This is a genomic window from Amycolatopsis sp. CA-126428, from assembly GCF_002904335.1.
Classification (GTDB): Bacteria; Actinomycetota; Actinomycetes; order Mycobacteriales; family Pseudonocardiaceae; genus Amycolatopsis.
Map to the genome: position 1 here is coordinate 126,100 of NZ_PPHF01000038.1, position 23,622 is coordinate 149,721.

General features: G+C 70.6%; 18 protein-coding genes and 1 pseudogene. 14 read left to right on the forward strand and 5 right to left on the reverse strand.

Features of this window, described 5'->3' with window-relative positions:
- Positions 1-129 precede the first annotated feature (129 nt).
- The 5 genes from C2L58_RS11900 to C2L58_RS11920 are packed head-to-tail and all read left to right on the forward strand — an operon-like array spanning position 130 to position 4,981.
- Positions 130-939, forward strand: a complete 810-nt coding sequence (locus tag C2L58_RS11900) for an ABC transporter ATP-binding protein (RefSeq protein ID WP_103337628.1) — start codon at positions 130-132, stop codon at positions 937-939.
- Positions 936-1,709: an ABC transporter ATP-binding protein gene (locus tag C2L58_RS11905; RefSeq protein WP_199191224.1), complete on the forward strand. Its 774-nt coding sequence runs from the start codon at positions 936-938 to the stop codon at positions 1,707-1,709. The genes C2L58_RS11900 and C2L58_RS11905 overlap by 4 nt, the downstream gene beginning before the upstream one ends.
- Positions 1,706-2,584 (forward strand): branched-chain amino acid ABC transporter permease, encoded by an 879-nt coding sequence (locus C2L58_RS11910; protein WP_103337630.1) that lies wholly within the window; start codon positions 1,706-1,708, stop codon positions 2,582-2,584. Before C2L58_RS11905 ends, C2L58_RS11910 begins: the two co-directional genes overlap by 4 nt.
- Entirely contained in the window at positions 2,577-3,734 is a 1,158-nt protein-coding gene (locus C2L58_RS11915) for a branched-chain amino acid ABC transporter permease (protein WP_233225679.1), read from the forward strand. The genes C2L58_RS11910 and C2L58_RS11915 overlap by 8 nt, the downstream gene beginning before the upstream one ends.
- Positions 3,731-4,981, forward strand: coding sequence for an ABC transporter substrate-binding protein (locus tag C2L58_RS11920; protein ID WP_103337632.1), 1,251 nt, complete (start codon positions 3,731-3,733; stop codon positions 4,979-4,981). The genes C2L58_RS11915 and C2L58_RS11920 overlap by 4 nt, the downstream gene beginning before the upstream one ends.
- On the opposite strand, the gene C2L58_RS11925 is transcribed toward C2L58_RS11920, so the two are convergent.
- The gene (locus tag C2L58_RS11925) at positions 4,923-5,984 is read right to left on the reverse strand and encodes a Glu/Leu/Phe/Val dehydrogenase dimerization domain-containing protein (protein WP_103337633.1); all 1,062 of its coding nucleotides are present in this window, start codon (positions 5,982-5,984) and stop codon (positions 4,923-4,925) included. The genes C2L58_RS11920 and C2L58_RS11925 overlap by 59 nt on opposite strands.
- 80 nt (positions 5,985-6,064) lie before the next feature.
- Between C2L58_RS11925 and C2L58_RS11930 the strand changes: the two genes are divergently transcribed.
- The 3 genes from C2L58_RS11930 to C2L58_RS11940 all read left to right on the forward strand — a co-directional run bounded on the left by C2L58_RS11930 (position 6,065) and on the right by C2L58_RS11940 (position 7,530).
- Entirely contained in the window at positions 6,065-6,520 is a 456-nt protein-coding gene (locus tag C2L58_RS11930) for an Lrp/AsnC family transcriptional regulator (RefSeq protein WP_103337692.1), read from the forward strand.
- A gap of 139 nt (positions 6,521-6,659) precedes the next feature.
- A complete protein-coding gene (locus tag C2L58_RS11935; protein ID WP_199191225.1) occupies positions 6,660-6,917 on the forward strand; it encodes a hypothetical protein in 258 nt (85 codons plus the stop codon).
- A 40-nt stretch (positions 6,918-6,957) separates the two neighbouring features.
- Positions 6,958-7,530, forward strand: a complete 573-nt coding sequence (locus C2L58_RS11940) for a GNAT family N-acetyltransferase (protein ID WP_103337635.1) — start codon at positions 6,958-6,960, stop codon at positions 7,528-7,530.
- 42 nt (positions 7,531-7,572) lie between these two features.
- On the opposite strand, the gene C2L58_RS11945 is transcribed toward C2L58_RS11940, so the two are convergent.
- Together C2L58_RS11945 and C2L58_RS11950 are read right to left on the reverse strand one after the other, a co-directional pair.
- Positions 7,573-10,275: a GH92 family glycosyl hydrolase gene (locus C2L58_RS11945; protein WP_103337636.1), complete on the reverse strand. Its 2,703-nt coding sequence runs from the start codon at positions 10,273-10,275 to the stop codon at positions 7,573-7,575.
- Positions 10,276-10,500: 225 nt separating this feature from the next.
- A complete protein-coding gene (locus tag C2L58_RS11950) occupies positions 10,501-11,133 on the reverse strand; it encodes a YigZ family protein (RefSeq protein ID WP_103337637.1) in 633 nt (210 codons plus the stop codon).
- A gap of 541 nt (positions 11,134-11,674) precedes the next feature.
- Here C2L58_RS11950 and gltB point away from each other — a divergent pair.
- Positions 11,675-16,246, forward strand: coding sequence for a glutamate synthase large subunit (gene gltB / locus C2L58_RS11955; protein ID WP_103337638.1), 4,572 nt, complete (start codon positions 11,675-11,677; stop codon positions 16,244-16,246).
- On the forward strand, positions 16,239-17,690 hold the full coding sequence (locus C2L58_RS11960; protein ID WP_103337639.1) for a glutamate synthase subunit beta: 1,452 nt from the start codon (positions 16,239-16,241) through the stop codon (positions 17,688-17,690). Before gltB ends, C2L58_RS11960 begins: the two co-directional genes overlap by 8 nt.
- 362 nt (positions 17,691-18,052) lie before the next feature.
- Here the strand turns inward: C2L58_RS11960 and C2L58_RS11970 are convergent, their stop codons facing one another.
- A complete protein-coding gene (locus C2L58_RS11970; protein WP_103337640.1) occupies positions 18,053-18,928 on the reverse strand; it encodes an SDR family oxidoreductase in 876 nt (291 codons plus the stop codon).
- A gap of 83 nt (positions 18,929-19,011) precedes the next feature.
- On the opposite strand from C2L58_RS11970, the gene C2L58_RS11975 reads away from it, so the two are divergent.
- Together C2L58_RS11975 and C2L58_RS11980 are read left to right on the forward strand one after the other, a co-directional pair.
- Positions 19,012-19,584 carry a TetR/AcrR family transcriptional regulator gene (locus C2L58_RS11975; protein ID WP_103337641.1) on the forward strand — a complete coding sequence of 191 codons (573 nt, stop codon included), beginning with the start codon at positions 19,012-19,014 and terminating at the stop codon, positions 19,582-19,584.
- Between the two features lie 274 nt (positions 19,585-19,858).
- Positions 19,859-21,255: pseudogene (locus C2L58_RS11980) on the forward strand (Dyp-type peroxidase).
- Positions 21,256-21,307: 52 nt separating this feature from the next.
- Here the strand turns inward: C2L58_RS11980 and C2L58_RS11985 are convergent.
- Positions 21,308-22,204 (reverse strand): ROK family protein, encoded by an 897-nt coding sequence (locus tag C2L58_RS11985; RefSeq protein ID WP_103337642.1) that lies wholly within the window; start codon positions 22,202-22,204, stop codon positions 21,308-21,310.
- Positions 22,205-22,397: 193 nt separating this feature from the next.
- Here C2L58_RS11985 and C2L58_RS11990 point away from each other — a divergent pair, with 193 nt between their 5' ends.
- Both C2L58_RS11990 and C2L58_RS11995 read left to right on the forward strand, forming a co-directional pair.
- Positions 22,398-22,607 carry a CbtB domain-containing protein gene (locus C2L58_RS11990; protein ID WP_003069169.1) on the forward strand — a complete coding sequence of 70 codons (210 nt, stop codon included), beginning with the start codon at positions 22,398-22,400 and terminating at the stop codon, positions 22,605-22,607.
- Between the two features lie 19 nt (positions 22,608-22,626).
- Positions 22,627-23,382, forward strand: coding sequence for a CbtA family protein (locus tag C2L58_RS11995; RefSeq protein ID WP_103337643.1), 756 nt, complete (start codon positions 22,627-22,629; stop codon positions 23,380-23,382).
- Positions 23,383-23,622 lie beyond the last annotated feature (240 nt).

The window sequence follows — 23,622 nt, forward strand, 5'->3', positions numbered from 1 at the left end:
CCGTTTCGTAGCCGCCTACCTCTCCAGGTGGGGGTAACGGATCACTCCCGCCGAACGCAGGATGACCGCCACCGACCGTGACTCACGTCACATGAGTGGAGGAGGCCTCTTGCGTCCCGGAGTGAGCTCGTGCTGACCGTGCGTGGCCTGCGGGTGCGGTACGGCCGGTCGACGGCCGCCCTGCACGGGATCGATCTCGACGTCTCCGCCGACGGCGTGCTGGCCGTGCTGGGCAGCAACGGGGCCGGGAAGTCGACCTTGCTCCGCGCCGTCTCGGGCACGCTTCGCATGCACCGGGGCTCGATCGACGACGGCGAGATCCGCTACGACGGGCACGCGCTCGGCCGGCTCGACCCCGCCCGGATCGTGCGGCTCGGCGTCGCCGGCGTGCCCGAGGGGCGGCAGATCTTCGCGCGGATGACCGTCGAGGAGAACCTGCGGGCCGGCGGCATCGGCGCCCGGACCGCGGCCGAGCGGGCCACGGCCCGCGAGCGGGTCGACGCCCTGTTCCCCGTGCTCACCGAACGCGCCAAGCAGCGCGCGGGCCTGCTGTCCGGCGGGGAGCAGCAGATGCTCGCCATCGGCCGGGCGCTGATGGCCGCGCCGAAACTGCTGCTGCTCGACGAGCCGTCGCTGGGGCTCGCGCCGAAGGTCGTCGAGCAGATCGCGCGGACCGTCCGGGAGATCCACGACCAGGGCACCGCCGTCGTGCTGGTCGAACAGAACGCCGTGATGGCGCTCGGCGTCGCCGACCACGCCGTGGTGCTTGAGGTCGGCCGGGTCGCGCTGGCCGGGACGGCGGCGGAGCTCGCGGCCAGCCAGGACGTCCAGCGGCTCTACCTCGGCGGGCACGCCGAGTCGCAGGAGGCCGCCGACGCCGAAGCCGAGCAAGCACGCCGGCGCCTGGCCGGCCGGACACTGTCGAGGTGGGCCGGATGACGCCGCCGGAGCTGCGGGTCGAGGCCGTCTCCCTGCGGTTCGGCGGGATCCGCGCGCTCGACGACGTGAGCTTCACCGTCGCGCCCGGTTCGCTGCACGCGCTGATCGGGCCGAACGGCGCCGGGAAGTCCAGCTGCTTCAACGTGATCAGCGGCCTCTACCGGGCCGACACCGGCCGCGTGCGGCTCGGAGACACCGAGCTCACCGGGCTCGCGCCACACAGGCTCGCCCGGCTCGGCATCGGGCGGTCGTTCCAGAACGCCGCCCTCTCGCCCGGCTCGACCGTGCTGGACAACGTCATGCTCGGCCGGCACGCGCTGACTCGCGGCGGGTTCCTGGAGACCGGGCTGCGGCTGCCGTGGACGGTCCGCGCCGAACGCCGGCACGCCGAGCGGGCCCGCGAGATCTGCGCGTTCCTCGGGCTCGGGCCGGTCGTCGACGCACCGGTGGGCGTGCTGCCCTACGGCGCGGTCAAGCGCGTCGACCTCGCCCGCGCGCTGGCCGTGGAACCGGTGCTGCTCCTGCTCGACGAGCCCGCGGCGGGGATGAACGCGGCCGAGACCGCCGAGCTGGCCGGCACCATCAGCGGGATCCGCGCGGAGCTGGGCATCTCGATCCTGCTCGTCGAACACGACATGGGCCTGGTGATGGGCATCGCCGACCGCGTCACGGTGCTCGACTTCGGCCGGCGGATCGCCGACGGCACCCCGGCGCAGGTCCAGTCCGACCCGGACGTCATCAAGGCCTACCTCGGTACGGAGGCGGCGTGAACACTTTCCTGCAGCTCGTGGTGAACGGCCTCGGCAAGGGCGCGGTGTTCGCCTTGCTGGCGCTGGGGTTCGTCATCATCTTCAAGGCCACCGAGGTGGTCAACTTCGCGCACGGCTCGCTCGTGCTCTTCGGCGGCTACCTCGTCGTGGTGACGCGGGACGCGCTGGGCTGGGTGGGCGCGTCGCTCGTCGGGATCGTCTCGGCCGGGCTGCTCGGCCTGCTGGTGGAGCGGCTGCTGCTGTCACGCTCCCGGCACGCCGACGCGAACAGCCTGGCCCTGCTCACCATCGGCGTCGACGTGATCATCACCGAAGAGATCGTCCGCCGCCTCGGCGTCACGCTGCCGTTCCTCGGCGGCGCCTGGGACGCGAAGCCGTTCCAGCTCGGCGGGATCACGCTGTTCCGCACGCACCTGGTCGCCCTCGGCGTGGCCGCGGTGCTCATCACGGCGTTCTGGCTGGCCTTCAAGTACTCGAACTGGGGCGTGGCCATGCGGGCCCAGGCGGAGAACCGCGAGGCCGCCGCGCTGATGGGCATCCGCAGCTCGCGTGTCACCGCGACCGCGTGGCTCGTCGCCGGGCTGCTGGCCGGCGTGGCCGTGCTGTTCATCGCGACGCAGGACTTCTCCGGCGCCGGGCTGTCCCGCGGGACGCACTCGATCGCGCTGGCCGCGTTCCCCGCGGCGATCCTCGGCGGCCTCGACTCGACGGCGGGCGCGGTGGTGGGCGGCCTGGTCGTCGGGCTGGTGGAAGCGCTGTCCGCGCAGTACGTCTCGTTCGACTTCTCCAAGAGCGCGGTGTTCCTGGTGATGCTGGTCGTCCTGGTGGCGCGGCCGTCCGGGCTGTTCGGCACGAGGGAGCGCACGCGTGTCTGACCAAGCCGTGTCCGAAGTGGACACCCCGGCCGAACCGGCCGCGCCGCCGCGGCCGCGCCGCAGCCCGGCGAGCCTGCTCCGCACGGCCGCCTGGCTCGCGCTGCTGGTCGTCCTGCTCGCCGTGCCGCTGTACCTCGACGCGGCCTGGCTGAAGGCCGGGCAGTACATGATGATCGGCGCGGTCGGCGCGATCGGGCTGACGCTGGTGGTCGGGCAGGCCGGGCAGCTTTCCCTGGCCCACGCCTTCTTCCTGCTCGCCGGCGGCACCGCCTACACCCTCCTGTCCGGACCCACCGGGGACGACCGCGTCATCGGCTTCGGTCTCGACCCCGGCCTCTCGCTGCTGGGCGCGGTGGTCGTCGCGGCCCTGCTCGGGCTGGCCTTCGCCCCGGTCGCCGGCCGGCTGCGCGGGATCTACCTCGGCGTCGCGTCCCTGGCGCTGGTGTTCCTGGGCCTCTACTTCGGACAGTCCGCCGAAGAGCTCACCGGCGGGACGTCGACCGGGCGCGCGCCGGCGCCGTTCTCCCTGTTCGGCTTCCCGTTCACCAACGACGGCCCCGAAATCACCCTGCTCGGCGTGCCGATCCGGCAGGCCGAGCGCATGTGGTACCTGTTCCTGCTGCTCACCGTGCTCGCGTTCGTGATCGCGCGCGGGGCCGTCCGCGGCCGCGTCGGCCGCTCGTGGCGGGCGGTGCGCGACAACGAGGCCGCGGCCGCGGTGATGGGCGTCAGCGTCCTGCGCGCCAAGGCGGGCGCGTTCGCCGTCTCGTCGGCTTACGGCGGCCTCGCCGGCGCGATGACCGTGCTGTGGTTCGACATCCTCAAGCCGGACGAGAGCGAGTTCGGCACCTACGGCATCAACGTGTCGATCGCCTACCTGGCGATGGTGATCATCGGCGGCCTCGGCTCGGTCCCCGGCGCGCTGGTCGGCGCGCTGATCGTCAACGGCCTGCCGCAGGTCCTCGCCCTGTATTCGGCCGACCTGGGCTGGTTCTCCGGCACCGGCGACGGCGCGCTGACCCCGGTCCTCGTCAGCTCGTTCGTCTACGGCGCCGCGATCATCCTCGTCGTGCTGTTCGAGCCGGGCGGGCTGGCCGCGCTCGGCCGCCGGCTCACCCGTCTTCGCCGTCAACCCCCGGAGGAACCATGAAACGCACACACCTGGCGGCGGCGCTGGTGGCCGTCCTCGCGCTCTCGGCGTGCAGCACGAAGGCGAACAACTCGGGCTCGTCGGGCTCGGACAGCTCGGGCGTCAAGACCGGCAAGGGGGTGACGGCGACCGAGGTGACCCTCGGCGTGATGACCGACAAGTCCGGCGTGTTCAAGAACCTCGGCCTCGGCGTCACGCAGGGCAACGAGCTGTGGGCCAAGGACTTCAACGCCGCCGGCGGCGCGTGCGGGCGGCAGGTGAAGCTCGAAGAGGCCGACCACGGCTACAAGGCCGACACGGCGAAGACGCTGTACCCGCAGATCGAGCCTAAGGTGCTCGGGTTCGTGCAGCTGCTGGGCTCGCCGGTGGTGGCCGCGCTGAAGCAGAACCTGGCCACCGACAAGGCCGTCGCCGCGCCGGCGTCGTGGTCGTCGGAGCTGCTGGACAACCCGTACGTGATGATCGTCGGGACGACCTACGACCTGGAGATGATCGACGGCCTGTCGTACCTGCAGGAGCAGGGGCTGATCAAGGACGGCGACACGATCGGGCACGTCTACATCGACGGCGAGTACGGGAAGAACGGCCTGCGCGGGTCGCAGTTCTACGCGAAGAAGCACAGCCTGACGGTCAAGGAAGTGAAGATCACCTCGACCGACAGCGACCTCACCAACGTCGTCACCGGGCTCAAAGGCGCCGGTGTGAAGGCGATCGCGTTGACCACCACGCCCGCGCAGACCGGGTCCGCCGTCGCGGCGAACAAGGCACTCGGGCTGAACGTGCCGGTGCTGGGCAACAACCCGACGTTCGACCCGGTGCTGCTGAAGAGCCCGGCCGCCGGGGCGCTGGACAAGCTGACGGTCGTCGCGAGCAGTGTGCCGTTCTCCGCGGACCTGCCGAAGGCGAAGGACGTGGCGGCGAAGTTCAAGGCCGCGTACAAGGAAACGCCGAACGGTGGCGTCCCCTACGGCTACGCGGTGGGCGAAGTCTGGGGCGCGGTGCTGAAGAAGGCCTGCGACAACAAGGACCTCACCCGCGACGGCATCGCGGCGGCCCTGAAGCAGACGACGTCGGCCAGCACGGACGACCTGGTCGCGGCGCTCGACTTCTCCAAGCCGGGGACGCCGGCGACGCGCCAGGTGTACGCGGCCACCCCGGACGCCTCCGCCGAGGGCGGCGTCAAGTACGTCAAGCCGTTGTTCGAAGCGCCCGAGGCGAAGGAGTACGTGGCACCGCACCAGAAGTGAGCCGGCGCCCGGCCAGCGCGGCCGCCTCCCGCAGCGGGGTGGTCGCGTGGGCCTCGGCGGCGGCCAGCAGGCCCGCGACGGTCTGCTCGATCGTCTCGACGCGGGCGAGCGCGGCCTCGTGGCCGAGCCCCTCGGCTTCCCGCGAAAGCGTGTAGAGGATGCCGCCCGCGCTCGCCACGTAGTCCGGGATCCACAGCACGCCACGGGCCGCCAGCGCGTCGGCGACGGTGTCGTCGGTGAGCTGGTTGTTCGCCGGGCCGACGACGAGCGGCGTGTCGAGCCGGGCCACGGTTTCCGGGTCGAGCACCCCGCCGACGGCCGCCGGGATGACGACGTCGGCGGTGAGGGTGAGTGCCTTCGCCGGCTCGACCCAGGTCAGGCCCTGCTTTTCGGCATCGGCCCGCTTGGCCGGATCGATGTCGGAGACGACGACGTCGGCCCCGGCGGCGTGGAGGCTCGCCGCGAGGTGGGCGCCCACCGAGCCGTAGCCGCTGATCACCACCCGGCGTCCCGTCATGGCCGCCGAGCCGGCCGCGGCGCGGAGCGCGGCCAGCACCCCGGCGGCGGTCGGGCCGCTGGATGAGCCGGTGCCGCCCGCGGACTCGGGCGTGCAGAAGGCGTACGGCGAGGCTTCGCGGAGCACCAGCATGTCGGCCGGGCCGGTGCCCACGTCCGGGCCCGCCTGGTAGCGGCCGCCGAACTCGGCGATCAGGTCGGCGTGGTCGAGCAGGACGGCCCGGCGCTCCTCGGGCGAGAGCAGGCGGCCCGGCTCGGGCGCGATGACGCTCTTGCCACCGCCGAACGCCAGCCCGGCGACGGCGCACTTCGCCGTCATGGCGGCCGACAGGCGCAGGACGTCGCCGATGGCGTCTTCCAGGCTGCCGTAGGGCTTGAAGCGGCACCCGCCGACGGCGGGGCCGAGCGCGGTCGAATGGATCGCCACCATCGTGGTGATGCCGGATCGGCGGCCCCGGCGGACTACGAGCTGCTCATGTGCGGTCATGAGGGCCGAAGTTAGAGTGAACATCGGCGGCCGAGCGCGGTTGCCGAACGAAATTCGGTATGGATACGGAGGGCCCGGTGCTGGACGAACTTGATTCGGCGATCGTGCGGCTGTTGCAGGAGGATGCGCGCCAGACCAACCGCGACATCGCCCGGAAGGTCGGCATCGCGCCCTCGACGTGCCTCGAACGCATCCGGCTGCTGCGCGAACGCGGTGTCATCCGCGGCTACCACGCCGACGTCGACCTGGCGAGCCTCAACCGCGGCGTCCGGGCGCTCGTCACGGCGCAGGTGCGGCCGTTGAGCCGGGCGGTGATCGACTCCTTCCAGCGGTCGATCGCCGAACTCCCGGAGGTGCTCTCGGTGTACGTCACGGCGGGAAACGACGATTTCCTGATCGAGGTGACCACTCCGGACATCGACGCGCTGCACGCATTCCTGACCGACCGGCTGGCCCTGCGCCGCGAGATCGTCGGGTTCCGGACGTCGATCGTTTTCCGGCACCTGCGGAAGACGACGCTTGAACCCCTTCCCTAGGGGTATCCGGGGGCTACCCCTGTCCGGCACGACACGCCACCCCTAGGGAAACACCCGGAATACCCGGGTTCGCACGCTAAAAGGCGGAAACTGTCGGTGGCAGGGCGTCTAATGGGTACAACGGGAAGGAGGCGCCGCCATGATCACCGCATTGAACCATCGTGAGCGGGCCACATTGAGAGCCGTGGCCGGGGGCCACGCCGAGATCAGCTGCAGCTGCGAGCCCGACCTCTTCATCGACGGCCTGAGCTGCTGCGACCAGACCACCGTGCACCGCCTCGCGCGGCTCGGCCTGATCGCACCCGCACGGCCCGGCAAGTGCGGCGAGCGCGTGCCCGCGCTGCTCACCGAGGCCGGCTTCGCGGCGCTGGGCGAGGTCTTCGCCGCCGCCGCGTAAACACGTTGCCACACACTGGGGTCACTGACAGCATCACCCGATGCAGGTATTCCTCGAAACCGGGCGGCTGATCCTCCGCCGGTTCACCGAGAACGACGCCGATGCGCTCTTCGAGCTCTACGACGACCCGGCCGTGATGAAGTACCTCAATGGGGGACGGCCGGCGGACCGCACCGAGATCGTCACCCTGGATCTCCCCGCGTTCCTCGGCTACTACGAGCGTTTTCCCGGTTACGGGTTCTGGGCGGCGATCGAAAAGAGCACCGGCGACTTCCTGGGGTGGTTCCATTTCCGTCCCCGCCCGGACGACCCGCCGGACGAGCCCGAGCTCGGCTACCGGCTGCACCGGAGGGCGTGGGGCAAGGGCTACGGCACCGAAGGCTCCGCGGCCCTGCTCGCGAAGGGGTTCACCGAACTGGGGGTCACCCGCGTGACGGCGTCCACCATGGTGGTGAACGAGCGCTCGCGGCGCGTGATGGAAAAGCTGGGGATGACGCTCGTCCGGACCTACTTCGAGGAGTTCCCGGAGCACGAACGCGCCCCGGGCAGCGAGCACGGTGACGTCGAGTACGCCATCACCCGCGAAGAGTGGTCTACCGCAGCCCGGTCGTGAGTGTTTAGGCGGGTTAGAACCCGCCTAAACACTCACGAGGGGTCAGCGGTAGACCTCGAACTCGTAGATCCGCGCCGCGCCGTTGCCGTCGTTGGCCGGCGTGGTCAGGTTGAGCTTCACGTACCGCGCCGATCGGGTGGTGATCGGGTGGTACGTGCGGCTCGCCCGTGACCCGGTCACGGACGCGACCGTCGTCCACGTCGAGCCGTCGGTCGACGTCTGGATCGTGAAAGCGCCCGTGTTCCAGCCCGTGGTCTCGCCGCCGAGACCGGCGTGCTTGACCACGAACGAGGACACGTTCTGCGCCGACCCGAGGTCGACCTGCAGGTACTTCGTCGCGGCGGTGCTGCAGAACTTGCTGTTGTTCGCCAGGCTGCCGTCGACCGCGTTGGCCGCACCCTCGGCCGAGTTGCACGTCGCCGAGCCCGTGGCCGCCTTGCCCAGCGCCAGGTTCGTGCCCAGCTCCGGGGCGGCGGGCGGCGGCGTGAACCCGTCGTTGTACGACGGCGGCACGTCCGACACGTTCGTGCCCCAGCCGCTCGGCGACGAGCCCATCGTGTAGCTCAGCGTGCTCGCGCCCGCGATGTCGCCGTAGCGGATCCACGACTTCGTCGTCGAGACGCCGTTGACGCTCACGCTCTGCACGTACTGGGCGCCTTGGCCCGCGCCGCTGCCGGTGATCTGGATCGTCCCCGACGGCCGGATGATCGACGCCGACGGGAACAGCGGCCCGTGCAGGGCCAGGACGTCGGCGCCGGGCGTCGCCGGGTACATCCCCAGCGCGGCGAAGACGAACCACGCCGAGGTGGCGCCGAGGTCGTCGTTGCCGGGCAGGCCGCCCGCCCCGGTGGTGAACGACTCGTTCATCACGCGCCGCACCGCGGAGCTGGTGCCCTGCGGGTGGGCGGCGTAGTTGTACGCCCACGGCACGCCGTGCTCGGGTTCGTTGCCGATGTAGAAGTACGGCTGGGTCAGGCCGCCGTTGAGCTGGGTGAAGTGGTGGTCCAGCCGCTGCACGGCGGTCTGGCGGCCACCCATCAGGTTGATCACGCCCTGGTAGTTGTAGGGCACCATCCAGGTGTACTGCGAAGGATTGCCCTCGGTGTAGCCGCTGTTGCTCGACGGCACGACCGGCCACGCCCAGTTGCCGTCACTGCCCCGCGGCTGGATGTAGCCGGAATCGGGGCCGAACACGTTCTGCCACCACTGGGCCCGCTGCATGTAGGTGGTGTACTTCGTCGTGTCGCCGACCGCCTTCGCGAACTGCGCCACCGCGAAGTCGGACGCCGAGTACTCGAGCGAGTCCGACGGGTCTTCGTAGACGTAGTGCCGGCTGAGGTAGCCGCTTTCCCGGCCGCGGATCGCCTGCCCCTGCGTGGCGCCGCCGCTCGCGCTCTTGTCCATCAGCGTCAGCGCCGCCGCGGTGTCGAAGCCGCGGACGCCGAAGGCGTACATGCTGCCGACGATGATCGGCCCGGGGTCACCGGTCATCACGAAGTGCTCGTTGCTGTTGTGCGACCACTTGGGCAGCAACCCGCCCTGCTGGCCGTCCAGCACCATCGACTTCGCGATGTCGCTCGCTTCGTTCGGCGCGAGCAGCCCGATCAGCGCGGCCCACGAGCGGTAGATGTCCCAGCCGGAGTAGTTCTGGTAGACGGTGTGGGACGCGGTGTGCACCGCCTGGTCGAACCCGCGGTACTGGCCGTTCGTGTCGCTGGCGATGTTCGGGTTCTGGAAGACGTGGTACAGCGCCGTGTAGAACTTCTGCAGGTCCGCGGCGGCGCCTCCGGTCACCTGGACGCGGTTGAGGATGGTGTTCCAGCTCGTGTCGGCCGCGGCCCGGATCCCGGCGAAGTCGAAGCCGGGGTTCTCGGCGGCGAGGTTCGCCTGCGCGTTGGCCAGGCTGACGAACGAAATGCCGACCTTCGCCTGGACGGTGGTGTTGCTCGAGGTGTCGAAGGTGACGTACCCGCCGGAGTTCGTGCCGCTGGTGCTCGCCGACCCGGCGTTCACGGTGCCGCCGAGCCAGGTGCCGAACCCGCTGGGCGCGCGGTCGAACTGGATGACGTAGAAGATCTGGTAGGTCTTCGACGAGCCGCAGAACCCGCCGCCGGTCACCGAACCGGTGACCTGGCTGCCGTTGATGCTGATCGACCCGCTGCGGCTGCCGGTGGCGCTGCGGCTCGTGTTCACGAGCAGCCGCGCGGACGTCGTGCCGGGGTAGGTCAGCTTCATGAAGCCGGAGCGCTGGGTGGCGGACAGCTCGACGGTCGTGTTGTAGGTGTCGAGCTTGTTCTTGTAGTAGCCGGGGGCGGCCGACTCGTTCGCCTTGGTGTAGTGGCCCGCGTACCCGGTCCAGCCGGTGCCCGGCGAGGTGCCGATGGCGCCGGTGATCGGCAGCAGGCCGAGGTCTTCGTTGTTGGCGCAGCCGGCGCCGTTGAAGTGGGTGAGGCTGAATTCCTCGATGCTGCTGTCGCCGTAGCGGTAACCGGACGGGGACGCGGTCGGGGTGTCCGGGCTGAACTGCACCATGCCGAACGGCACGACCGCCCCCGGGTAGGTGCTGCCGCCGGCGCCACCGGGCACCGGGTTGGGCGAGTTGCTGTTGTCGGTGCCGATGAAGGGGTTCACGTACTGCGTGAGGGCGAGCGTCGCGGCGCTGGCGGCCGGGGCGACGAGCCCCGCTCCCACGAACACCGCGGCGAGCGCGGCCGCGCACACCCGTTTGGCCAGTGGTCTGGACATGGCCCTTCCTCTCCTTGTCGCACCTTTTCCGCTGGGCGACAACGTTGTCGGGCAAGCAGAACGAGCGGTGACAACGTTGTCAGCTTGGCTTGTGCCGCGCCGGCAACGTCCAGGGGGATCGAAGTGGTACCGGAACTCGGTGGCACGACATGGTGCCACGACAGGACCGGCCGGCGGAAGCACCGAAAGTTCGTTGTGCGCCAACCGGTTCCGCGACCGGACCACTCAGTGCCGGTGGACCACCCAGTGGTCGCCGCGCCCGGTCGTCGTCGCTTCGCCGTTCGTCAGGTCCGCCAGCCAGCTCGCGAACGCCTCGCCCTCACCCGGAGCCAGACCGACCTCGAAGCGGGCGCGCTCGTCGAAGCGGGTCGCGTGGAGCAGGTACGGCGACGCGCGCAAATCGTTCTCCAGCCGGCCCGCGCGGTCGTAGCTCACCGCCACCTCGACGAGCCTGAGACGCCGGTGTTCTAGTACACCAACAACTTCCAGAGCGTCCGAAACGGACTGACCGTACGCGCGGATCAAACCGCCCGCGCCGAGCAGCACCCCGCCGAAGTACCGCGTCACCACCGCGACCGTGTCGGTCAGTTCGCGCCGGCGCAGCACTTCCAGCATCGGCGTGCCCGCGGTACCGGCCGGCTCACCGTCATCACTGGACCGCTGCGTCCGCCCGTCCGGGCCGAGGACGAAGGCGTGACAGTGGTGCCGTGCACCCGGATCCGCGCGCCGGCGGGCCGCGATGAACTCGCGCGCGGCCTCTTCCGACGTCACCGGAGCGAGCGCGCCGAGGAACCGGGAGCGCTTGATCTCGATCTCGTGGACACCTTCACGAGCCACGGAGAGATAACGATCAGTCATCGGCCAAGTCCGCCATGCACCCAGCTTGCCACCCCGGACCAGGGGTACGACAGCCGCCTCGGACCACTTCGGACGGACATTTCCGCAGTTCAGCGGCGTTATCGCTCGCTCTGCGGGAGAGCCGGCCCGACATATGGGACTACCCCTGGTGCCGTCAACGCAAGCGTGGCATTTCCCACCCGGGCGCAACGACGTATGTCGATAACAGCGAATTCACACTATCGTCATAAGACCCGGCGAACCCGGGAGTAACACCGCGCGCTCCGGACGGCCCCCACCACAGTGGCCGGCCTGTGCGCGCTCGCAGCACCCGACATGTTCGGCTGCCCAGTGTTGTGCGGCCTCCCAGATGATCGCGTCCGGTTTCCGAGCATCGACGCTCGGCCGGTGCCGCGCGGCATCTTGCACTTCGACCACGCCGACAACAGCAACTGTTCTCGACTGACCATCGCGGTCCCGGACCACTTCGTTAACCGGTTCAGCTCGAACCACTCGATGGAGTGAGTACCGGTCGCGCCAACGCCTTGGGAGGCGGCCAGCCGTGACCCACCGTGCCAGTTCCCTGCCCCCGTCCGGGGAGCAGCTCAGCAACGCCGAGGCCGCGGGCCTCTACCGGAGCGACTACGAACACGACGCCTGCGGTGTCGCCTTCGTCGCCGACCTGACCGGGCGCCGAGATCATGCGATCGTCGCCAAGGCTTTGGTTGCGTTGCGCAATCTGGAACACCGCGGGGCTCGTGGCGCCGAACCGGACACCGGCGACGGCGCCGGGCTCCTGATCCAGATCCCGGACGAGTTCTACCGCGAAGTCGTGGACTTCGAGCTCCCCGAGCCGGGCACCTACGCCGTCGGCACGGCTTTCCTGCCGCAGGACGAAAAGCGCCGCGGCCGGGCCATGACGACCATCGAGCGCATCGCCGCCGAGGAGGACATGCGTGTCCTCGGCTGGCGCGAGCTGCCGGTGCACACCGAGCACTGCGGGCCGACCGCGGCCGAGACCATGCCGCACTTCACGCAGCTGTTCCTCGCCGCGCGCCGCCCGAAGCCGGAGCATTCGGACCCGCTGCACATCGAGCGCAGCGCCTTTTGCGTCCGCAAGCGCGCCGAGCACGAGCTCGTCGAAGACGACGTCTACTTCCCCTCGCTGTCGTCGCGGACGATCGTCTACAAAGGAATGCTCACCGAGCCCCAGGTCGAGCGGTTCTTCGCCGACCTGACCGACGAGCGCGTCACCAGCGCCATCGGGCTCGTGCACTCCCGCTTCTCCACCAACACGTTCCCGTCGTGGCCGCTGGCCCACCCGTACCGGTACGTGGCGCACAACGGCGAAATCAACACCCTGCGCGGCAACCGCAACTGGATGGACGCCCGCGAGGCGCTGCTGGAGACCGACCTGATCCCGGGCGACCTCAAGCGCGTCTACCCGGTGATCACCCGCGGCGCCAGCGACTCGGCGAGCTTCGACGAGGTCCTGGAGCTGCTGCACCTCGGCGGCCGCTCGCTGCCCCACGCCGTCCTGATGATGATCCCGGAGGCCTGGGAGAACCACCAGGAAATGGACCCGGCGCGACGCGCCTTCTACGAGTTCCACTCGACGCTGATGGAGCCGTGGGACGGCCCGGCGCTTGTCGCCTTCACCGACGGGTCCCAGATCGGGGCGGTCCTCGACCGCAACGGCCTGCGCCCCGGCCGGTACTGGGTGACCGACGACGGCCTCGTCGTGCTCGCCTCCGAGGTCGGCGTGCTCGACATCGACCCGGCGACGATCGTCCGGAAGGGACGCCTCGAGCCCGGCCGGATGTTCCTCGTGGACACCGTCGAAGGCCGGATCATCGAGGACGAGGAGGTCAAGACCGAGCTGGCCACCGCGCACCCGTACGACGAGTGGGTCGAGGCCGGCCTGCTGCAGCTCGAAGACCTGCCCGAGCGCGACCGCGAGGTCCCGCTGCACGCCGCGCTCGTCCGCCGCCAGCAGGCGTTCGGCTACACCGAGGAAGAGCTCGAAGCCATCCTCGAGCCGATGGCCCGCACCGGCGCGGAGCCGATCGGCTCGATGGGCAACGACTCGCCGATCGCGACGCTCTCGAGCCGCCCGCGGCTGATCTTCGACTACTTCATCCAGCTGTTCGCCCAGGTGACGAACCCGCCGCTGGACGCCATCCGCGAGGAGCTCGTCACCGCCCTCGGCACGCAGATCGGCTCCGAGCCGAACCTCCTGGAAGGCAACGCGGCCAGCTGCCGCCGGATCGCGCTGCCGTTCCCGGTGCTCGACAACGACCAGCTCGCCAAGCTGGTGCACGTCAACGACGACGGCACGCTGCCGGAGTTCCAGGCCGTCACCGTGCTCGGCCGGTACAACGTGCACGGCGGCGGCGAGGCGCTGATCAAACGGCTCGACGAGATCCGCGCCGAGGTTTCCGAGGCGATCGAGGACGGCGCCCGGCTGATCGTGCTGTCCGACCGCGGCCTCGACGAAAACCACGCGCCGATCCCCTCGCTGCTGCTGACCGGCGCGGTGCACCACCACCTCGTCCGCGAGAAGACGCGCACGCAGGTCGGCCTCATCGTCGAGGCCGGCGACGCGCGCGAGGTGCACCACATCGCGCTGCTCATCGGTTACGGCGTCGCCGCGGTGAACCCGTACCTGGCGATGGCGACCGTCGAGGAGATGGCCCACCAGGGCCTGATCCCCGGGGTGACGCCGAAGCAGGCCACGCAGAACCTGATCAAGGCGCTCGGCAAGGGCGTCCGCAAGACGATGTCCAAGATGGGCGTCTCGACGGTCGCGTCCTACACCGGCGCGCAGATCTTCGAGGCGATCGGGCTCGGCGAAGAGGTCATCGACAACTGCTTCACCGGCACGACGTCCCGCCTCGGCGGCGTCGGCTTCGAGACGCTCGCCGACGAGGTCGCGAAGCGGCACAAGTACGCCTTCCCGGCCGACGGCGTCCGGGCCGCCCACCGCGAGCTCGAAACGGGCGCGGACTACCAGTGGCGCCGCGAAGGCGAGCCGCACCTGTTCAACCCGCAGACGGTGTTCAAGCTCCAGCACTCCACGCGGGCCGGGAAGTACGAGGTCTTCAAGGAGTACACCAAGGCCGTCGACGACCAGGCCGAGAAGCTGCTGACGCTGCGCGGGCTGTTCGACTTCAAGTACGGCAAGCGGGCGCCGGTGCCGATCGACGAGGTCGAACCGGTTTCGGAGATCGTCAAGCGGTTCGCCACGGGCGCGATCTCCTACGGCTCGATCTCCATGGAGATGCACCAGACCCTCGCCATCGCGATGAACCGCCTCGGCGGCAAGTCCAACACCGGTGAGGGCGGCGAAGACGCGGAGCGGCTGTACGACCCCGAGCGGCGTAGCGCCGTGAAGCAGGTCGCGTCCGGCCGGTTCGGCGTCACGAGCGAGTACCTCGTCAACGCCGACGACATCCAGATCAAGATGGCGCAGGGCGCGAAGCCCGGCGAGGGCGGGCAGCTGCCCGGCGCGAAGGTGTACCCGTGGATCGCGAAGACGCGGTTCTCGACGCCGGGCGTGGGGCTGATCTCCCCGCCGCCGCACCACGACATCTACTCGATCGAAGACCTGGCGCAGCTGATCCACGACCTCAAGAACGCCAACCCGGACGCGCGCATCCACGTGAAGCTCGTGTCCGAGGTCGGCGTCGGGACGGTCGCGGCCGGCGTGTCCAAGGCCCACGCCGACGTCGTGCTCATCTCGGGCCACGACGGCGGGACCGGCGCTTCGCCGCTGTCGTCCATCAAGCACGCGGGCGGCCCGTGGGAGCTCGGCCTGGCCGAGACGCAGCAGACGCTGCTGGCCAACCGGCTGCGCGACCGGATCGTCGTGCAGACCGACGGCCAGCTCAAGACCGGCCGCGACGTCATCATCGCGGCGCTGCTCGGCGCCGAGGAGTTCGGCTTCGCGACCGCGCCGCTGGTGGTGTCGGGCTGCATCATGATGCGCGTCTGCCACCTCGACACCTGCCCGGTGGGCGTCGCGACGCAGAACCCGAAGCTGCGCGAGAAGTTCAGCGGCAAGGCCGAATACGTCGTCAACTTCTTCGAGTTCATCGCCCAGGAAGTGCGCGAGTACCTGGCGGAGCTGGGTTTCCGGTCCATCGCCGAGGCCGTCGGGCACGCGGAGTTCCTCGACAAGCGCAAGGCCATCGACCACTGGAAGGCGGCCGGGCTCGACCTGTCGCCGATCTTCCACGTGCCCGAGATGGCCCCGGCCGGGCTGCGCCTGCAGCAGACGAAGCAGGACCACGGCCTCGAGAAGGCCTTGGACAACACGCTGATCCAGCTGGCCGAAGGCGCGCTGAACTCCGGCGACAAGGTGCGGCTGGAACTGCCCGTGCGCAACGTGAACCGGACCGTCGGCACCATGCTCGGCTCCGAGCTGACCAAGCGGTGGGGCGGCGAAGGGCTGCCGGACGACACCATCGACGTCACCTTCACCGGGACGGCGGGCCAGTCGTTCGGCGCGTTCGTGCCGAAGGGCGTCACGCTGCGGCTCTACGGCGACGGCAACGACTACGTCGGCAAGGGCCTCTCCGGCGGCCGCCTGATCGTGCGGCCCCCGCGCGACGCGCAGTACGTGGCGGAGGAGCAGATCATCGCCGGCAACGTCATCGCCTACGGCGCGACCAGCGGTGAGATCTTCATCCGCGGCAAGGTCGGCGAGCGGTTCTGCGTCCGCAACTCGGGTGCGCTGGCCGTCGTCGAAGGCGTCGGCGACCACGGCGGCGAGTACATGACCGGCGGCCGGATGGTCGTGCTCGGCCCGATCGGGCGCAACTTCGCGGCCGGCATGTCCGGCGGTATCGCGTACGTGCTGGACCTGCCCGCGCACCGCGTCAACCCGGAGATGGTCGACCTCGACCCGCTCGACTCCGAGGACGCGGACTTCCTGCGGGAAACGCTGGAGAAGCACTACAACGAAACGGAATCCGCGGTCGCGCGGGAACTGCTGGCCGACTGGGACGCGGGCGTCGACCGCTTCGGGAAGGTCATGCCGAAGGACTACAAGCGCGTGCTCGCCGCCCAGGTGCAGGCCGAGCGCGACGGGCGCGACGTGAACGAGGCGATCATGGAGGCCGCACATGGCTGACCCCAAGGGCTTTCTGACCACCACCCGCGAAGAACCGAAGCGCCGCCCGGTCGACCTGCGGCTGATGGACTGGCGAGAGGTCTACGAAGACTTCGCCACGACGAAGCTGCAGAAGCAGGCCGGCCGGTGCATGGACTGCGGCATCCCGTTCTGCCACCAGGGCTGCCCGCTCGGGAACCTCATCCCCGAGTGGAACACGCTGACCTGGCGCGAGGACTGGCAGCAGGCCATCGAACGGCTGCACGCGACGAACAACTTCCCGGAGTTCACCGGGACGCTGTGCCCCGCCCCGTGCGAAACCGCGTGCGTGCTCGGGATCAACGACGACCCGGTGACGATCAAGCGGGTCGAGATCTCGATCATCGACCGGGCTTTCGACGAGGGCTGGGTGACACCCCAGGTGCCCATTGCCCTCACCGGCAAGAAGGTCGCGGTCGTCGGGTCCGGCCCGTCGGGTCTCGCCGCGGCGCAGCAGCTGACGCGCGCGGGCCACAGCGTCGTGGTCCTCGAGCGGGCCGACAAGATCGGCGGGCTGCTGCGCTACGGCATCCCCGAGTTCAAGATGGAGAAGTCCCGCCTCGACCGGCGGCTCGACCAGATGCGCGCCGAGGGCACGGAGTTCCGGGCGTCGGTCAACGTCGGCGTGGACATTTCCGCTGCCGAGCTGACTTCGTCCTACGACGCCGTGGTGCTGGCCGGTGGCGCGACCGACTGGCGTGACCTGCCGATCCCCGGCCGGGACCTCGACGGCATCCACCAGGCGATGGAATTCCTGCCGCCGGCCAACCGGGTCGCTTCGGGCGAGCTTTCCGAGTCGCCGTACTCCGCTGCGGGCCTCGACGTCGTGGTCATCGGCGGCGGCGACACGGGCGCGGACTGCGTCGGGACGTCGCACCGCCAGGGCGCGCGTTCGGTGACGCAGCTGGAGATCATGCCGAAGCCGCCCGAGGCGCGTTCGGACGCGCACCCGTGGCCGACGTACCCGATGATCTACCGGGTGTCCTCGGCGCACGAAGAAGGCTGCGAGCGGCTCTACGCGGTGAACACGCAGGAGTTCCTGGGTGACGCCGACGGTCGCGTGCGCGCGCTGAAGCTGGTCGAGGTCCGCAACGAGGGCGGCAAGTTCGTCCCGGTGCCCGGCTCGGGACGCGAGCTGCCGGCGCAGCTGGTCCTGCTCGCGATGGGCTTCCTCGGGCCGCAGAAGAAGGGCCTCATCGAGGACCTCGGCGTCGAGCTGGACGCGCGCGGCAACGTCGCCCGCGACAAGGCGTTCAAGACGAGCCTGGACAACGTGTTCGTGGCCGGCGACATGGGCCGCGGCCAGTCCCTGATCGTGTGGGCGATCGCGGAGGGCCGCAGCGCCGCGGCCGGCGTCGACGCGTACCTGACCGGCCGCGACGTCCTGCCCCGCCCGATCGCGCCGACGGACCGGCCGATCGCGTAGGACCCGGCGCCGGCGGAGGTGTCATCGTCGCCACCTCCGCCGGCGCTGTACCACCACTTCGCACTGCCGGAGAGCGGTCAGAACCGGTAGCGCGGATCGTCGAAGCCCTGGGCGGCGGGCGGTGTCGACGTGCGCGGTCAGCTCGCGGGTCATCCGCTGGAAGGCGTCGCCGGGCAGGAACGGCACCAGGCCGATGGCGGCGAGGAACCGCGTGTTCGAAGTCAGCGAGGCGCGGCCGGCCCGGATCGTCTCGGCGATCTGGCCGGCGGAGTCCTGGTCGGAGGAGTCATCGCTTTCCTCCGAGGAGTAGCTGGTTGTTTCAGTCCCGACTGAAACAACCAGCTACTTCAAGCACGAGTTCCTCAGCGGTCGTAGTACCCCTGCTCGAGGTCGTCCAGCAGCCCCGGCTGCGTGGGCCGCCAGCCGAGCAGCTCCCGGGTCGTGTTCGCGGACGCCGGCTGGTCGAGCGCCAGGATCGCGCCGAGGAAGCCGAGCTCTTCGGCCGTCACGGACTTCACCGGCAGGCCGAGGCGGCGGCCGGCCACCTCGGCGACATCGCGGATCCGCACGCCCTCGTCGCCGACCGCGTGCAGCACGGCCCCCGCCGGGGCCTGCTCGAGCGCGAGCCGGAACAAGTGAGCGGCGTCCAGGACGTGGACCGCGGGCCAGCGCTGCGTCCCGTCGCCGACGTACGCGGCGATGCCCTTCTCGCGCCCGAGAGCGACCAGGCGGGCGATGAGGTCGTGGGCGTCGCCTTCGCCGTGCACCGAACGCGGCAGGCGCACGAGGGACGCACGGACGCCGCGTTCCGCCGTCGCGAGGACGGCCCTGGCGATGTCCCCGCGGCCGGCCACCGGACCCGCGAAAACCGAATCGTCCTGCTCGGTCGCCGGCCGGCCGGGCACCATCGGCGTCCCCGAAGCGGCGACGAAGGGCTTGCCGGCCAGCACCGCGCTCATGGCGCCGACCGCGGCCGCGTCGGTCCGGATCGCGGTGTCCATCCGGCTGAAGTCGTGGCCGAAGGCGAGGTGGACGACGCCGTCGGCACTTTCCGCGCCCTTCTCCAGGACGTCGAGGTCGGTGAGGTCGCCGCGAAGGACGTCGGCGCCCATCGCGGCGACGGTCTCGGCCGCCTCGGCCGACCTCGCGAGCCCGACGACTTCGTGGCCTGAGCCGAGCAGTTCGGGCACGAGGGCCCGGCCGATCCAGCCGGACGCGCCGGTGACGAACACACGCATGAGGTTTCTCCTTTGATGATGACACCCGGTGCCATCACCATAGCACCGTAATGACACCCGGTGTCATCGCCTAGGCTGGGGACATGAGCCGCTGGGAGCCGAACACGCGCGAGCGCCTGCTCGACGCCGCGCTCGACCTGTTCGGCGAGCGCGGGTACGACAGCGTCACGGTCGCCGAGATCACGGAGCGGGCCGGGCTGACGAAGCGGACGTTCTTCCGCCACTTCAGCGATAAGCGCGAAGTGCTCTTCGCGGGCCAGGAACTGCTGAGCCGGATCTTCGCCGAGGCGATCGCGGCGGCCCCGGCCTCGGCGACCCCGATGGAGGCGATCGCGGCGGCCCTGACGGCGGCCACGGCCCCGTTCGGGCCGCAGCGCCGGGAGCGGGCGCGCCAGGTCCGGGCGGTGGTCGCCGGCCACCGCGACCTGCACGAGCGCGAACTGCTGAAGCTCGCGACGTTGCGGGCCGCGATGGCCGACGCCCTGCGCGCGCGGGGAGTCCCGGACCCGACGGCCCGCCTCGCCGCCGAAATCGGCGGCTTGGCGTTCTCGACCGGCTTCGCCCGCTGGGTCGCACCGGACAACGAGCGGGAGTTCGCCGAACTGGTCCGCGAGGCCTTGGCCGAGTTGCTGGCGGCGACCACCACGCTCGGCTGACTCGGCGGGCCACGATCCCCCTTTCCGCCGGGTTTCCCCGTCCCTTGTGGACGCCCACCAGGCGGCAGCACCGATCCGGCCGCCGGGCCATTTGTTTCCTCTCCGAAACTATTTCGCGCTCAACTTAATCTTTCGTGTGAAACCGGAAATCGGGTGGCACCGCCGGCCTCCGGCACTGCACTCTGTATTCAGGGGACCCGGTCGGCCGAGGGGGGATTCGGTCGGCCGGGTGCCCGCCGAGAGGCGGGCTTTTTTCACACGGGAGGGGACCCGAATGAGTGTCGATCTGTCCACCACGCTGTCCTGGACCACGGCGACCGGCGATGCCGCGACGATGCTCGGCGAACTGCAGCCGAACATCCTCAAGGCCCACGTCCGTGACCACCTGTCCGCCCTGTTCCTCGCCTTCGGCGACGCGGCGGAGGCGCGCGGCTTCCTCGTCTCGGTCACCGGGAAGATGAAGTCCGCCAAGGCACACCTCGACGAGGTGAGCGCGTTCAAGACCGCCGGCGGCGCGGGCACGCCGTATGTCGGCGTCGGGCTCACCGCGGCCGGCTACCGCGCTCTCGGCGTCGAGAACTTCCCGCAGGACGAGGCGTTCCTGCGCGGGATGACGGCTGCGGCCACGCGGCAGCAGCTGAACGACCCGCCGCGCTCGACGTTCGATCCGGGCTACCGCGGCGAAATCCACGCCGTCGTGCTCGTCGGGGACGCCACGGACAAGGCGATGACGGCCCGCCGCAACGAAATCCTCGGTCTGCTGCCGGATTCGGCCACCGTGCTCGCGGAGGAAACCGGCCTCGGCCGCGTCAACGCGCGCGGCGAGGGCATCGAGCACTTCGGGTACGTCGACGGCCGCAGCCAGCCGCTGTTCCTGGCCGAAGACGTCGACGCCGAGAAGAACAACACCGACGGCATCAACGTGTGGAATCCGGCGGCCCCGCTCGAGCAGGTACTGGTTCCCGACACCGCGGCGCCGGATCCCGGCGTGCATTTCGGCAGCTATTTCGTTTTCCGCAAACTGGAGCAGAACGTCCGGCGGTTCAAGCAGGCCGAAGCGGATCTGGCCGACACGCTCGGCCTCACCGGCGAAGACCGCGAGCGGGCCGGGGCGATGATCATCGGCCGCTTCGAGGACGGCACGCCGCTGACCACCCAACGGGAAGACGGCGCCGAGAGCCCGGTGTCGAACAACTTCACCTACGACAGCGACCGCGCCGCGCTGAAGTGCCCGTTCCAGGCGCACATCCGCAAGACGAACCCGCGCGGCTCCGGCAACGCCCAAGACCCGGCCGCCGAGCGGCGCCACCTGATGGCCCGCCGCGGCGTCACGTACGGGGAGCGCCCGGACGACCCGAACGCCGACGTGCCGCCCGCGGCCCGGCCGAGCGGCGGCGTCGGGCTGCTGTTCATGGCCTTCAACTCCGTCCTGGCAACCAGTTCGAGTTCACCCAGGCGGTCTGGGCGGACAACCCGGGCTTCCCGATCGTCAAAGGCGTCACGCCGGGCCTGGACCCGGTGATCGGCCAGGGCGAGCGCGGGTCGTCGGACTACACCGTGGAGTGGGGCGGCTCCACGCAGCGGACGGCCGGCCCGGTGCCGCAGGCGGTGACGCTGCGGGGCGGCGAGTACTTCTTCATGCCGTCCCTGGCCTTCCTGCGTTCACTCTGAGCTGGGGGCGAAGGCCACCACCGGGTTCGCCCGGTGGTGGCCTTCGGAGGAATCAGGCGTCGAGCAGGTCGAACGCCAGCAGCCCGGCGCCCAGCCGCCCGGCTTCGTCGCCCAGCTCGGCGATCCGCAGCTCCGGCATCCGCTGGAACGTCAGGTGCGCGGCCAGCCACTCGCGCACCGGCTCCAGCACGTAGTCGGCCGCGGTGAACAGGCCGCCGCCGAGCACGATCACCTCCGGGCCGAGCAGCGTCAGCAGCGTCCGGATCCCGTGGCCGAGCCCGTCGAGCGCGTCTTGGACGACGGCGACAGCGACCTCGTCACCGCGTCGCGCCAGCTCGACGACCTCACGGGCGCCGTCGGCCGGGCGGCCGGTGCGCTCGGTGTAGCGGCGGGCGATCGCGGCCGCCGACGAGATCGCCTCGAGGCAGCCGGTCGCGCCGCAGCCGCACTTGCCGGCGTGCCCGACGTCGATGTGCCCGACTTCGCCGGCCTGCCCGTGCGCGCGGTGGATCCGGCCGTCGAGCAGCAGCGCGGCCGCGATGCCGGTGCCGACCGGGATGAACGCGGCGTTCGTCGCGCCGCGCCCGGCGCCCACGCGGAACTCGGCGATGCCGCCCGCGGTGACGTCGTGCCCGAAGGCGACGGGCAGCCCGAGCCGGTCTTCCAGGAGCTCGCCGAAGGGGACTTCGCGCCAGTCGAGGTTGGCCGAGAAGTGGCAGACGCGGGTCTCCTCGTCGACGATCCCCGGCACCACCACCCCCACCGCCGCGGGTCGCCCGGTCCCGGCCTGCTCGGCCAGCGCGGCCACGATGTCCGCGGTCTGCGCGGCCAGCGCCGTCCCGTCCGCGCTGCGGGCCGTCTCCGCGCGCAGTGCCGCCTTGGGCTGCAGCTGCTCGTCGAGCAACGCGGCCTTGATCGTCGTCCCGCCCACATCGAGGGCGGCCACCATTCGAGTCACCGCGGCATTGTCACATTGACGCAGCCCAAACGGCGGACCTACGCTCAACCGGCCAGACGACGGATTCCGGAACGCGGTGCAAGTCCGCGCGGTCGCGCCACTGTGACCCCCGCCAGGGGGAAGCCAGACCCGGACCGTCGTGAGAGACCCCGATGAGGCCGCGAAAGCCCGAGGAGGCCACGCCATGACCCAGACGGCAGCTCCCGCCGTTCCGCTCCCGATCCGCATCCCGATCCGTGAGATCGTGCCGTGGGCGGTGTTCGTGGTGCTCCTGGCACTGATCGCGCTCTACTTCGTGAGCGCCGAGCAGGGCGCGACGGCGGTGTTCGCGAACATGTACGTCCACGAGTTCGTGCACGACGGCCGGCACCTGCTGGCCTTCCCCTGCCACTGATCGGCGGGCACGTACTCCCATGATGAAGACCTTGCTGGTCCGCGGCATGCTCGCGGGCCTGATCGCCGGTGTGCTCGCGTTCGGGTTCGCCTACGCCTTCGGTGAGCCGTCGGTGAACGCCGCCATCGGCCTCGAGGAGTCCGGCGGTCACTCGCACTCCCACGATGCTTCCGCTCCTGCTCCCGCTCCGTCCGCGGAAGAAGAAGAGCTCGTCCCTCGCGACATCCAGAGCACGCTCGGCCTGCTGACCGGCGTACTCGTCTACGGCGTCGCAATCGGCGGCCTGCTGTCGCTGGCGTTCGCGTTCGCCCAGGGACGGCTCGGTGCGCTGCGCCCCCGGCTGACGGCGCTGCTGCTCACGGCGGGCGCGTTCACGGTGGTGTTCCTGGTGCCGTTCCTGAAGTACCCGGCCAACCCGCCGGCGGTAGGCCAGCCGGGCACGATCGGCTCCCGGACCGAGCTGTACTTCGGCTTCGTCGCGGTCTCCCTGCTGGTGGGCATCTTCGCCACGGTGTTCGGCCGCAAGCTGGCAGACCGCCTGGGCGCCTGGAACGCGTTCCTCCTCGCGGCGGCGGGCTACCTCGCGGTGATCGGCATCGTGGCCTGGTTGATGCCGGTGGTCGACGAGATCCCGGCAGAGTTCCCGGCCTCGACGTTGTGGAGCTTCCGAACAGCCTCGGTCGGCACCCAGGTGACGCTGTGGCTGGCGCTGGGCTTGACGTTCGGAGCATTCGCGGAGAAGGCCCTGAACCGCCGAACCACAGTCACCGCCTGACCCGGCGGTATCAAGCCGGTCCGCGGTCGCGTCCGTCCGATCCGGGTGGGTTCTTGCGGGGACACGGCGGTGCCGCGGGTGGGCTTCGGCACAGTCGCGCCAGATCCGCCGGACCAACGAGCGACCGCGGACCGGCCATCGGCGGCGGTGCGGGCGCACCGGGCGGAAACGCTGCGCGGCGGGCCGGGCGTGCGGCGGGCCGGGCGTGCGGCGGGCCGGGCGCGCTCCGGGCGATCGCGC

What these genes read in the sequence shown, in the direction of transcription:
- C2L58_RS11905 (WP_199191224.1), top strand. Translation starts at nt 936, where the DNA reads ATGACGCCGCCGGAGCTGCGGGTCGAGGCCGTCTCCCTGCGGTTCGGC.
- C2L58_RS11920 (WP_103337632.1), top strand. Translation starts at nt 3,731, where the DNA reads ATGAAACGCACACACCTGGCGGCGGCGCTGGTGGCCGTCCTCGCGCTC.
- C2L58_RS11925 (WP_103337633.1), bottom strand. Translation starts at nt 5,984, where the DNA reads ATGACCGCACATGAGCAGCTCGTAGTCCGCCGGGGCCGCCGATCCGGC.
- C2L58_RS11935 (WP_199191225.1), top strand. Translation starts at nt 6,660, where the DNA reads ATGATCACCGCATTGAACCATCGTGAGCGGGCCACATTGAGAGCCGTG.
- C2L58_RS11940 (WP_103337635.1), top strand. Translation starts at nt 6,958, where the DNA reads ATGCAGGTATTCCTCGAAACCGGGCGGCTGATCCTCCGCCGGTTCACC.
- C2L58_RS11945 (WP_103337636.1), bottom strand. Translation starts at nt 10,275, where the DNA reads ATGTCCAGACCACTGGCCAAACGGGTGTGCGCGGCCGCGCTCGCCGCG.
- C2L58_RS11950 (WP_103337637.1), bottom strand. Translation starts at nt 11,133, where the DNA reads ATGACTGATCGTTATCTCTCCGTGGCTCGTGAAGGTGTCCACGAGATC.
- C2L58_RS11960 (WP_103337639.1), top strand. Translation starts at nt 16,239, where the DNA reads ATGGCTGACCCCAAGGGCTTTCTGACCACCACCCGCGAAGAACCGAAG.
- C2L58_RS11970 (WP_103337640.1), bottom strand. Translation starts at nt 18,928, where the DNA reads ATGCGTGTGTTCGTCACCGGCGCGTCCGGCTGGATCGGCCGGGCCCTC.
- C2L58_RS11975 (WP_103337641.1), top strand. Translation starts at nt 19,012, where the DNA reads ATGAGCCGCTGGGAGCCGAACACGCGCGAGCGCCTGCTCGACGCCGCG.
- C2L58_RS11985 (WP_103337642.1), bottom strand. Translation starts at nt 22,204, where the DNA reads ATGGTGGCCGCCCTCGATGTGGGCGGGACGACGATCAAGGCCGCGTTG.
- C2L58_RS11990 (WP_003069169.1), top strand. Translation starts at nt 22,398, where the DNA reads ATGACCCAGACGGCAGCTCCCGCCGTTCCGCTCCCGATCCGCATCCCG.
- C2L58_RS11995 (WP_103337643.1), top strand. Translation starts at nt 22,627, where the DNA reads ATGATGAAGACCTTGCTGGTCCGCGGCATGCTCGCGGGCCTGATCGCC.